We start from the raw sequence: 11,400 nt of genomic DNA, 5'->3' as shown, positions 1-11,400 counted from the left end.
GCCGCGTCTAGATCGTGTTTGTTTGTGAAGTGTGCGTACTCAGAAAGGTAAGTTGTCATAAAGAATATCCCCTTTATTTTTTATATAGATGAGAATTGCGATTTAGGGGACAACTTTGTAAAAAAAGTTTTTGTGATTTTATCAGAACATGGTAAGCAAATAAAAAGAAACTAATAGAATCCACTGATATAGTGGAATCATCATGGTTTTTTACATGCGCTGGCACCAATCACTAGTGATACAATAAATAGAATATAACCCATAAAGGTGAGGGGGATTTCATGTTCCTAGATAAACTAAAAAACCAGTTAAATGAAAATCAGTCCCTGTTTATAGGGGAGGAAACAGCTTTTCGTTCGGCAGTTTTAATACCACTAGTTCAAGTGGATGAAGAGTTGCATATCCTTTTCGAAGTACGTTCATTCACCATGAGAAAACAGCCGGGTGATATTAGTTTTCCAGGTGGCCGAATCGACTCCACAGACCCATCCCCAGTGGCAGCCGCTTTACGAGAAACACATGAAGAATTAGGTGTCGACCCAAAAACGGTTTCGATTGTAGGGGAATTAAGCCCTTATATTGCCTCCTCTTCATTTGTAATCTATCCGTTTGTAGCAACTATTGATTACGATCAAATTATCCATTCGTATAACAAAGAAGAAGTTGAAGAGGTATTTACAATACCTCTAAAATGGCTTTTGAATTATGAGCCTTATATGCATGTAGTATCCGTTGAACCAGTGCCTTCGCCAAACTTTCCTTATGAAAAGATAATGAATGGTGCTCAGTATCAATGGAGAGCCCGTTCAATGGAAGAATGGTTTTTTGATTATGAAAAGTATACAATTTGGGGTTTAACAGCTAGGATTTTGAAACATTTTATAGAAATTATAAGATAAGTGATACTCGTAATCTTGAAAAGCGTTGATTATGAAAATTAATAAACCTCATTTAGTACCATTACGGAGAACCGTATCAGGTATAAATGAGGTTTTTTTAGATAAGCAAAAAGCTGAAAATGAACAAGTCATGAATAGACCCTTGATTAATTTTGGCATTTATAAGGAAAATCAGCATCCGTTACATTAATAAAGCCTTTTTAATTAAAAATGAAAGGGAAAGTAAATGTAACGAAAGCCGCCCAAAATAAGTAGACTGGCAAATACTTAGTAACCGCATCTTGGATGGGGGAAGGTCCGGTCTTGTTTTGTAGAAAACGCATATAGGAGACCATAATCCAAATAAGATTTCCCCAGATAAGTATGTTTACACCTAAAACAGCGAGTCTGTTTGGTGTAATCCCATAAGAAGAAAGTCTGAATACAATGGCTGACAAAGCCACACTGTCAATGATAAGAGCAAGAACAATTAGGGCGAAATTAACATAATCGGAAATGTTCTTTTTCCTGTCTGTGCTACTTTCCGTAATTGAAAATATAGTAACGGCCAAGACACCAAGGAGTATTCCGTTAAATGCTATCAGGAAATTTCTGTCCAAGAATGGGTTTTTTTCGACCCAAATTACCGTAATAAGATAGACCAACAAAGTGGCCAGGACAAGAGGACTAAAAATTTTAGCTATATATGGTGTAATGTTCTTAGCAAGTTTAAGATTCATTGACACCAGGTAGGTAGCCACAACTGCGAGCGCGGCAGCACCGAATAACACAATGTTTCTGAAATAGAAATCTGCTATATCCAAATCGACAAAGCTAAATAATTGCATAGTTAATGCTGCTAACAGCATTCCACTAATGGCCATGCTGGCGTAGAGTATGCAAAGTTCCAAATTGAATTTAAGATAGGCTAATCTCGTGCTGCCTATTGAATATTCATTTCCTGCAAATGCAAACCCTATCAATCCCCATAGGAATATGGGAAGGTGTAAATAAACAAGGATAGTACTGTCATTATTATTTAATGGCAGCATATTAAGATACAAAACTGATATTAGGAACAACGATGCAAGTGTGTAAAGAACCTTTTTTTGAGGTTTATTTTTGTATACAAAATAGACGCCAATAAAGGGGAGAATCCCAAAAGCAAGGTTAATTGGGGCAATTACTTGCTGTTCGACAAAATGGAAAATGATCCTAGTGCTAATCCCGGCCAGAATGGCTAAAAAGCCCATAAATAAGAAACCTTTTTGAAGCAAGGAAGCTTTTTCTGTATGTGCCGCCTCCTTGAAATTCAATCTCTCATACCAAACAGCAAGAACCTTCGAATCAGGATTTTGTTCCCATGCGTATGAGAATGACTTTTTAAAGGCTTTGGGGTCATCTCTAAACATTCTCTCTAGCTCATGGGGGTTAAAGATATTTTTAATAATCAAGTTGTTACTGTTCACGCTTATACCTCCCCTACTAGTTGTCATATACTTTTAAATGTCTTCATCACTTTTGCATTCTAAAACATCCCCAGGCTGACATTCTAAAGCCTTACAAATCGCATCTAGAGCCGATAATCAAATCAAACTCTGGATGCAATTTAGCTGCAATATTACCAAACTCAGGTACCCAAAAGATACATAAAGCTAGAACTGGAAATCCCATGAGAACAACAGCTAACTATAAAAATAGTGTTTTCTGGTTTCATGAAGAGCATCCCTTGTAAGTATTGTTTAATAAATGTTACCACTGTATTTATCGATTTACAATACATTTGTATTGATTATTATAAAGGTTTTGTTGTTAATGAGTAAAGAAGGGGAAATAAAAGCATTCCTCTTTACAGAGAAATGCTCTATATGGTGTATCTCTTGAGCCGCAAATGAGGTTTTTTAAGTCTTATTTCGAAGATGCCGATCACCTCATTACTTTCCTATTTCTAATTTAAACAAAAAGGACTGTAATCAAGCTCGGATTTCATCGAGTTTGATTACAGTCTTATGCTAGCAAAAATGGTATCCCCATTTTTTTGTGAAGCTTAGACATTTATTTCTCTATCTTTATTCTCGTTAATTCCTTTTTAGTAATCTACAAAAGATTATTCTGTGGGTCTGTAAATGCAATTAGTTTCACGCTTAAATTATGCAAACGTAACCTTTTAAGCGTTAATAATGCTCTCTAATTCGGAAAAGGCGGTACAGATGGAACCTATGCGGAAAATTACTGAGCAGAAGTATTAGTCTATATTTATAGAGGACATTCACTATTAACATGATATCTTCCTATTGGTACCACAAAAGGGGAGCCCGAAATGGGGTCTTTTATCACAGAGCAACGAAGCCCGAAAACGTCTTTGATCAATTCACTTGTAATGATCTTTGAAGGCTTGCCTTCCGCAGTTAGCTTTCCTTGACGAAGGGCAAAGATATGGTCTGCGTAACGTGCGGCCAAGTTGATATCATGGAGGACCATTACAATCGTTGTTCCGCGTTTTCGGTTAAGGTCAGTCAGCAGGTCAAGAATTTCAACTTGATACGTAATATCCAAAAAAGTCGTTGGTTCATCGAGAAATAAAATATCGGTCTGCTGCGCCAACGCCATTGCAATCCAGACACGCTGTCTTTGTCCGCCAGATAACTCATCAATGTTCCGGTTTGCAAATTCGGTAATGTTCATAATGTCCATCGCTTCGGCAACGGCTTCATAATCCTTTTTTGTCCAACCGGAGAACATGGATTGGTGAGGGTACCTTCCCCGTCCAACCAAATCCGAGACTGATATTCCTTCTGGAACAATGGGGGATTGCGGAAGAAGCCCTAAAACGCGCGCCAATTGTTTCGGTGGAATTTTTCTGAGCGGTTTTCCGTCTAGTGTAATTTCTCCGGATGTAGGTTTGATAAGTCTCGCCAATGTTTTAAGAAGCGTAGACTTTCCGCAGCCGTTTGCACCAATAATGACGCTGATTTTATTGCTTGGGATCAAGAGGCTTATGCCATGGACAATGGTTTGATTATCATAGCCGGATTCGACCTGTTCAGCTTGTAAAATATGTTCCGGTTTCATTATAAATCTCCCTTGCGATTCATTCGGGTTAACAAGTAGATCAAGTAGGGAGCTCCTAGAATGCCTGTGATTACACCTACAGGGTATCTAGCAACGAATGCGAATTGACCAATAAGATCTGATGCTAAGACTAAAACGATGCCAACAAGACCTGCTGGAATAATGTTTGAAAACCCCACACCGACTAGTCTTTTTGCGATAGGTCCAGCAAGGAATGCGACAAATGCGATGGGTCCTGTTGTAGCGGTGGCTAACGCAATAATAAGTACAGAACTAATAATTAGTATAAGTCTTGTCTTGTCAGTATCGATTCCAAGTGAAGTGGCTGCCTGCTCGCCCAGTTCCAACATATCCAATCGTTTCCCGAGTAAGATAATGACGGGTGTGAAGATCAGAACTGTCAGCATGAGAGGGTAAAGATTCTCCATTTTAGCTCCATTTAGACTGCCACTTAGCCATCTCATTGCAGTAGGAATATCGTGTTTCTGACCAATAAGCAATAAATAGGAGATAACAGCGTTAAATATTGCTTGAATGCCAATCCCAATTAATATTAATCTACCAATTGAAAAAGAACTCCCTTTTGATAATTGAAAAATAACAATCACTGTAGCAAGTCCGCCAACAACAGAAGCAATCGAAATAACCATATTGCTTGCCTGAAGAACAATGATGCAAAAAACAGCGGCTGCACTTGAACCAGCCGTAATTCCGATGACATTGGGGTTTGCCAGAGGGTTTCGCAACATTGTCTGGAATACTGTACCGGCAACTCCGAAAGCGAATCCAGCAAAAATGCCTGCGACCATTCGTGGAAAACGGATGGTCCCCACTGCAAATGATGCGCCTTTTACTTGTTCGCCCAGGAGGACACGTACGACATCTTGAACGGGATAAATCGTGTTTCCTAGCATAAGCATTGCGAAGCAAAGTGCGGAAGCAATGATTGCTAGTAAGGAAGTCACGAGTATAAAGCGACGACGTCTCTTTGCTCTGCCTACTATAATAAGATTCATTGAGTCATTTCTCATAACGCACGCATCTTCGTTTTCATAGTTAGTAAGATTAAAATAGGAGCCCCAATAAATGCTGTCACTATACCAACTTCAAGCTCACCTGGACTGCCGATAAGCCTACCGCAGACATCTGATATCGTTAAAATAATTGCACCTGAAAGGGCTGCCATCGGGATAATATATCGTAAATCCGGACCAATAAGGAGTCGAATCACGTGGGTGGCCAATAAACCGATAAAGCCAATAGGACCTGCTAGTGCTGTTGCTGCACCACATAATAGGACACCGCCAAAAGCGGCAATAAGTCTAAGTGTGCCAGTTCGTACACCTAAACCTTTAGCAACTTCATCGCCTAATGCTAATGCATTCAGGGCTGGAGCCGAGAATAACGCTATTAGTATTCCTACAAGAAGAAAAGGAGTAAAAGTGGAGATCGTGCTCCAGTTTCCTGAACCCACACTGCCTACCTGCCAAAATCTAAATTGATCCATAACGTTTGTGCGGGGAATCATAATTGCAATTACGAGAGATGATAATGCTGCACTTGTAGCAGCACCCGCTAAAACGAGTTTAAGGGGCGTGGCACCGCCACTCCCCATAGACCCAATTCCGAATACAAAAATGGCAGTTATGATTGCTCCCGCTAGTGCAAGCCAAATGTATTGACTAGCAGTACTACTATTTAAAAAGGAAATTCCACAAACGACAAAGAGAGAAGCCCCTGTGTTTACTCCTAATATGCTAGGATCTGCAATAGGATTACGCGTGACTGATTGCATAAGAGCCCCGGAAACTCCTAATGCGGCACCACACATTAAACAAAATACAGTTCTAGCAATTCTTTGGCGTACAACATTTGCTCCATGGGACTGTACATCAGGATGGAATAAACCAGCCATTAGTTCATCCCATCCAACTGTACGCGAGCCAAAGGCAAGAGAAGCGAATACACATAAACCGAGTAAAATAATGGAGAGTACAAGGACTCTTATAAAGTTTTTCGGAATAAGTAACTGCTTATTTTCTGAAACGGATGTATTGATCATTTATTTTACCTTGTTAGCAGCTTCTGAAAGCAAATCTAAGTATTCATCAATTGAGTATTCAATTGCGAGCGGGTTTGGATTCCCAGCCGCTGCAAGTGGCGTGTTATCTCCAATAATTACAACAGAACCTCTTTGAACTGCTGGAATTTTTCCGAGAAGTGGATCAGCTTGCAGTGCTTTTAATGTATTGTCATCTCCGTATGATACGAAAAGATCAACATCATTGAGTATATCTGCATTTTCAGCACTTAATTCTAAATAGAAACTAGTTGGATCAGTAATTTGACTCGTAATACTTTCAGGGTATTCCATTCCTAACTCAGTAAGGAACTCACCACGAGGATCTGTTGGCGTGTAAATATAAAACTTAGATAAATCTGTAGCTGTTATGCTAACAAATGCAGCTTTTTTACCTTTAAAAACAGGGTATTCATTTGCTTTATCTTGAATTAATTTCTCTGTATCGGCAATCAGTTGCTTACCTTCCTTTTCCATTCCCATGCCCATTGAATTGAATGTAACTTGTTCACGCCATGAAGCTACCCAAGGGCTCTTTTGGTAGGCAACAACTGGAGCGATTTCACTTAATGTGTCATATTCTTCTTGCGTAATACCTGAGTATGCTGCAAGAATTACATCTGGGTTTGCATCTGAAATTGCCTCAAAATCAAGTCCGTCTGTATCCTGGAAAATAGCAGGTTTATCTCCACCGAGTTCCTTGAGTTTGTCTGCTGTCCAAGGTAATAGTCCGCTGTCATCCTGAACGCCGTAATTCGCCGCTGAAAAGCCTACAGGTATAACTCCGAGAGCGAGAGCAACGTCATGGTTTGCCCATGAGATCGTAGCAATGCGTTCAGGTTTCTCTTCAATTACAGTTTCGCCAAAAGCATGCTTGATTACTAGCGGGTATTCGGAAGTTGTTTCTTCCTTTTTTGTATCTGCTGTGCCAGTTGAAGTGGAAGTAGATTTATCAGCTGAACAGCCGAATAGCAGAACCATAGCTGAAATAAATAAAATACTTATTGAAATTTTTCGTTTTGCTTTCATTATTAAGCGCTCCTTTTAATTGATAATGATTATCAGTATCAATGATATATAATTAATTTCTGCTTGTCAATGAAAATTTTGTTTGGTTAATCGGCCACAGCTGGTGTAATGTACATATTTCAAAAAAGGGGTAGATAATCACGAATAATTCCATCATGATAAGAATCGATTCCAATATAGGATTGAGTCTTTTTTTATGAAGTAAATTGATAAAACGCCGCTTCGCACTATTACGGGGAGCCTTTTCAATACTAATTCCACCACTTATCTCTTACCTATAAACAGCCACGACGGAACAAACATATAACTATAATAAGAGGTAGTTCCCACAAGTATATTTGTGATAAGGGACTCCCTTTTTTGTCTAAGCATTGGTTAACCTATTTGCATGGTATATAGATCGATTTTGCTGGAAAGGAGGATATTTTTGTGAAGAATAAACGCGAAATCATGAGGATCATTCAGCAATTGGATTATCATATTGCAGATGATTTTGAGGCACAGGACCTAGACTTTAAGCAATGGAATTTTAGTGCTTTGGAGGAAAACATCAATAAAATGATTAAATACGCGGTTTGTATGGCGAATGGCGGCGGGGGCAGTGTTGTTTTCGGCGTGGCTGACAAAGTGCGGGGAATAGACAATGTTTTAATTGGGGTTCCATTTGATGTAGATATAAAAGAATTACAAAAAAGGGTATTTGAGAATACAAATCCACACATTATTCCTTCATTTGATGAGCTATTTTATAAAGATCATTCAATCCGGCTCTTAGTCATGAACGTTTTGCCGGAAACACCGCCTTATACAACAACGAATGGTACAGCGACCATTAGGCAAGGGAAACAGTGTCTGCCGTACAGGAGCGATTCATAGCGATAGTCTGACTTTATGAGGAGGTAAAGGTACCCTTCCCTATATATTCACTGTGATGATCTATTACCGTTATTATCTTATCGGTCAGTAAACACTACATTCAAAGAAACACTAGGGCGACTTGCTCTAGTGTTTTTTGTTACAAGTGGATTCTAACAATCTTCCGGCAAGCAAATAAATAATAGCGATCATGATTCTGCCCGAACGGTATCCGCGCACTTTCGTTCTTCAGTCAGATATAACGCGTATTTTTAAAGTCTGCACAACTAGTACATTCTTGGCGATGTACTTGGTTTACGACTTGAATAGCATGGAACTTGCCCAAACTCTTCTTTGCTTAAATTTAAACAATTCGGCCCCAATTAAAAATGAATATATTTAGATTATACTGGCAAGCATGATTGATAAGAACTAAACATACAGAACTGTTAGGAGGATCACGGAGTGGCAGATAAACCTACGGATAGAAACGAGAAAAGCGGTATGAGCCGCCGAGCGTTTATAAAGAATACAGGATTAGTTGCTGGAGGTGTGGTTGGGGGAGGCCTGTTTGGAGGCTTGTTTACCAACCAGTTACAAAAGAAAGCACCGGTAACCACACTTGAAAATACAAGTGGAGGCTTACAAGATGCACGGGTGTTTATCAATCGTGCCGAAGACTTCGATATTCTATCGGCCGCAACAGAACGTTTATTTCCCAAAGATGATTTAGGACCCGGCGCCATTGAACTAGGCATACCCTACTTTATTGACAAGCAACTAGCTGGCGAGTGGGGGATGAATTCTAAGGAATATATGAAGGGACCTTTTATTACAAATATCCAAGCGGCAGGCACCCATAACGTCAAACGGGATCAGGATACACAGGGACCGAATGCAGCAACGCAAGTACCTACACCTACACCACGGTACCAATCCATATTAAATCGAAGTGAAGTTTTTACTTTGGGACTACGGAAAATTAATGAAGTAGCTCAAAAAGATTTTGGTGCAAGGTTCGTTGACTTGGATCCAGAAAAGCAAGATGAAGTATTGCGTATGTTTGAGGAAGGTAAAGTCGAAATGAAAGGGGTAGGATCCTCAAACTTCTTCTCTTTACTTCTACAGACTACGATTGAGGGAGCATATGCCGACCCAGTGTATGGCGGTAATAAGGATATGATGGGATGGAAGATGAAAGAGTATCCAGGTCCACGAGCAAGCTTTCTGAATGACATTGAGAAAGAAGAATTCATAAAAATGGACCCGGTAAGCTTACGGAATTACCAAGGTCATTAAGGGAGGTAGATAAGATGGTAGTTAAACTGGATAAAGTAGATGTGGTTGTAGTAGGTACAGGTTGGGCAGGCGGTGTTGTCTCGGCTGAACTTTCGAAAGCGGGATATAAAGTTGTAGCATTGGAACGTGGGAAAAATGTAACTCGGGATGATTACATAGGAGTGAAAGATGAACTGCGTTATACAAATCGCTATGAGATGATGCAGAATCTAGCTCCTGAAACAATTACTTCCCGAAACTATATAGATGAAGCCGCATTGCCGGTTAGAACGCGTAAAGAAATGATGGCTGGCACGGATTTGGGTGGCGGCAGTGTCCATTGGGCCGGTGCGACATACCGTTGGAAGGCGTATGACTTTGAAATTAAAAGCAAAACAATCGAGCGCTACGGGAAGGCTAAAATCCCGAATGATATGACGATACAGGACTGGGGTATCACATACGATGAGATGGAAAAATACTATGATCGGTGGGAGAAAACGGCGGGAATATCGGGAGAGCCTGATCCTCTTGGGGATAAACGATCGAGTGACTATCCAAACCCACCGATGAAGGAATCGCCAGCCATTCGTTTATTTAAAGACACCACCAAAAAAATGGGGTACCATCCTTATCAAGTAGCATCCGGGAATCTATCACAAGCCTATACAAATCCGGACGGGGAACAAATTAATCAGTGTATGTTTTGTTCGTTTTGTACGCAATACGGATGTGACTTTGGTGCGAAATCCGATCCGCTTGTGACGGTAATCCCAACGGCTATGAAGACCGGAAACTTCGAGGTGAGAACAGGTTCCTATGTCAAGCGTGTCTTATACAAAGGCGGCAAAGCGACGGGCGTCCTTTATGTCGATAACATGACCGGAATAGAATACGAACAACCCGCGGATGTAGTGGTGCTAGCCGCGTTCACATTTACAAACAATCGTTTATTACTGTTATCTGGCATCGGTCAGCCTTATAATCCGACAACAAAAAAGGGTGTAATCGGAAGAAACTTCAACGCTCAGTTCAATATTACCTTCCTTGGGGCAAGAGGTTTTTTCAACGAAAAGAAATTTAATAGTTATATGGGGGCAGGCGCGCTAGGTGCTACCCTAAGCGATTTTGCGGGAGATAATTTTGATCATTCCAAGTTGGATTTCATTAATGGTGGTGGAATTGAACTAAGGCAATATGGAAGCGGAGCCATTGCAACGAATCACGTCCCAAATGGTACGCCAAGCTGGGGGCCAGAATTTAAGAAGAACTCAATTTATTATACGAATCGTACCTACGTTGCATGGTATACAATGGCAACCATGTCTTATTGGCATAACTTTGTGGATCTAGATCCAACGTATACGGATAGTTTCAATGACCCACTACTGCGTATAACTTATAAATATACTGATCAAGACCGAAATATGGCTAAATTCGGCATAGAAAAATGCTCAGAGATTATGAAAGAGATGGGTGCGGACATTGTTGACGAAGATGAGGTTCCACAAGAATTTGATCATGTCTATGATGGCGGACATTACGCGGGAGGCGTCATTATGGGATCAGACCCAGCAACGTCTGCAGTGAATAATTACTTACAAATGTGGGATGTCGATAACCTCTTCGTAGTTGGTGGATCCGCATTTCCGCAGTTTGCGGGCCATCACCCGACCGCAACAATTGGCGCATTGGGTTACCGCGCGTCTGAAGGAATTGAAAAATATCTGAAAAGCGGTGGACAACTAGTAAAAGGAAAACAGGAAAGCGCTAGTGTTTAACTTTTTTCAGCAACTCCGCTCCAAAGGCAGATTGGTCAGTCAAGCAAGAATAGAACAGAACAGTTGGACTTGATGAAGCAGCAGTTGAACGATGTCCATGGCATTGTGAATGAACAGAAATAAATAGCAATAACCCCCAACAGGTTTCGTAAAGCCTTTGGGGGTTATTTTTATTTCTATAGCGTCTGAATTGGAATGCAGATGAAAGTTCATCGATGTATAACTTTGTGTTTATTTATTAAGTTTTACAAAAACTTGAAGGTATATGGTTGTACCTAATAAACTAGTACTATAGTATATATGGCAGGAGAGTTACAATGAGTCTTTTAAAGGAGAGAACTTTGAGATTAGCTAGTCGCTAGGTTAAAACAAAAACTAAAACAAAAGAAGTTGGCCATTTGTAATGAAATCTCTACAAAATTTAACG

Annotated in this window: 9 protein-coding genes and 2 pseudogenes; 4 read left to right on the top strand and 7 right to left on the bottom strand. The window is 40.1% G+C overall.

Annotated elements, in window-relative coordinates; all coding sequences use genetic code 11:
* Nucleotides 1–281 precede the first annotated feature (281 nt).
* On the top strand, nucleotides 282–899 hold the full coding sequence (locus I2483_RS04660) for an NUDIX hydrolase (RefSeq protein WP_207174123.1): 618 nt from the start codon (nucleotides 282–284) through the stop codon (nucleotides 897–899).
* A 200-nt stretch (nucleotides 900–1,099) separates the two neighbouring features.
* On the opposite strand, the gene I2483_RS04655 is transcribed toward I2483_RS04660, so the two are convergent.
* The 7 genes and pseudogenes from I2483_RS04655 to I2483_RS04630 form a co-directional block, all read right to left on the bottom strand.
* Nucleotides 1,100–2,347, bottom strand: coding sequence for a DUF4153 domain-containing protein (locus tag I2483_RS04655; RefSeq protein WP_207174122.1), 1,248 nt, complete (start codon nucleotides 2,345–2,347; stop codon nucleotides 1,100–1,102).
* 33 nt (nucleotides 2,348–2,380) lie between these two features.
* A pseudogene (locus I2483_RS19250) lies at nucleotides 2,381–2,464 on the bottom strand (helix-turn-helix domain-containing protein); the annotation flags it as partial.
* Nucleotides 2,463–2,595 (bottom strand): annotated as a pseudogene (locus tag I2483_RS19730) (DUF2975 domain-containing protein); the annotation flags it as partial. The pseudogenes I2483_RS19730 and I2483_RS19250, both read right to left, overlap by 2 nt.
* 539 nt (nucleotides 2,596–3,134) lie before the next feature.
* A complete protein-coding gene (locus I2483_RS04645) occupies nucleotides 3,135–3,950 on the bottom strand; it encodes an ABC transporter ATP-binding protein (RefSeq protein ID WP_207174121.1) in 816 nt (271 codons plus the stop codon).
* Nucleotides 3,950–4,981: a FecCD family ABC transporter permease gene (locus tag I2483_RS04640; protein WP_207174120.1), complete on the bottom strand. Its 1,032-nt coding sequence runs from the start codon at nucleotides 4,979–4,981 to the stop codon at nucleotides 3,950–3,952. Before I2483_RS04640 ends, I2483_RS04645 begins: the two co-directional genes overlap by 1 nt.
* On the bottom strand, nucleotides 4,978–6,012 hold the full coding sequence (locus I2483_RS04635; RefSeq protein ID WP_207174119.1) for a FecCD family ABC transporter permease: 1,035 nt from the start codon (nucleotides 6,010–6,012) through the stop codon (nucleotides 4,978–4,980). Before I2483_RS04635 ends, I2483_RS04640 begins: the two co-directional genes overlap by 4 nt.
* Nucleotides 6,013–7,059 carry an iron-siderophore ABC transporter substrate-binding protein gene (locus I2483_RS04630; RefSeq protein ID WP_207174118.1) on the bottom strand — a complete coding sequence of 349 codons (1,047 nt, stop codon included), beginning with the start codon at nucleotides 7,057–7,059 and terminating at the stop codon, nucleotides 6,013–6,015. It lies immediately after the preceding gene.
* Between the two features lie 429 nt (nucleotides 7,060–7,488).
* On the opposite strand from I2483_RS04630, the gene I2483_RS04625 reads away from it, so the two are divergent.
* The 3 genes from I2483_RS04625 to I2483_RS04615 all read left to right on the top strand — a co-directional run bounded on the left by I2483_RS04625 (nucleotide 7,489) and on the right by I2483_RS04615 (nucleotide 10,973).
* Nucleotides 7,489–7,935, top strand: coding sequence for an RNA-binding domain-containing protein (locus tag I2483_RS04625; protein WP_207174117.1), 447 nt, complete (start codon nucleotides 7,489–7,491; stop codon nucleotides 7,933–7,935).
* Between the two features lie 444 nt (nucleotides 7,936–8,379).
* On the top strand, nucleotides 8,380–9,213 hold the full coding sequence (locus I2483_RS04620; protein WP_346267697.1) for a gluconate 2-dehydrogenase subunit 3 family protein: 834 nt from the start codon (nucleotides 8,380–8,382) through the stop codon (nucleotides 9,211–9,213).
* A gap of 14 nt (nucleotides 9,214–9,227) precedes the next feature.
* On the top strand, nucleotides 9,228–10,973 hold the full coding sequence (locus I2483_RS04615; RefSeq protein ID WP_207174116.1) for a GMC family oxidoreductase: 1,746 nt from the start codon (nucleotides 9,228–9,230) through the stop codon (nucleotides 10,971–10,973).
* Nucleotides 10,974–11,400: the final 427 nt, after the last annotated feature.

It is taken from the genome of Sporosarcina sp. E16_3 (assembly GCF_017347125.1).
Classification (GTDB): Bacteria; Bacillota; Bacilli; order Bacillales_A; family Planococcaceae; genus Sporosarcina.
This window is presented reverse-complemented; position numbering and strand designations above follow the sequence as displayed.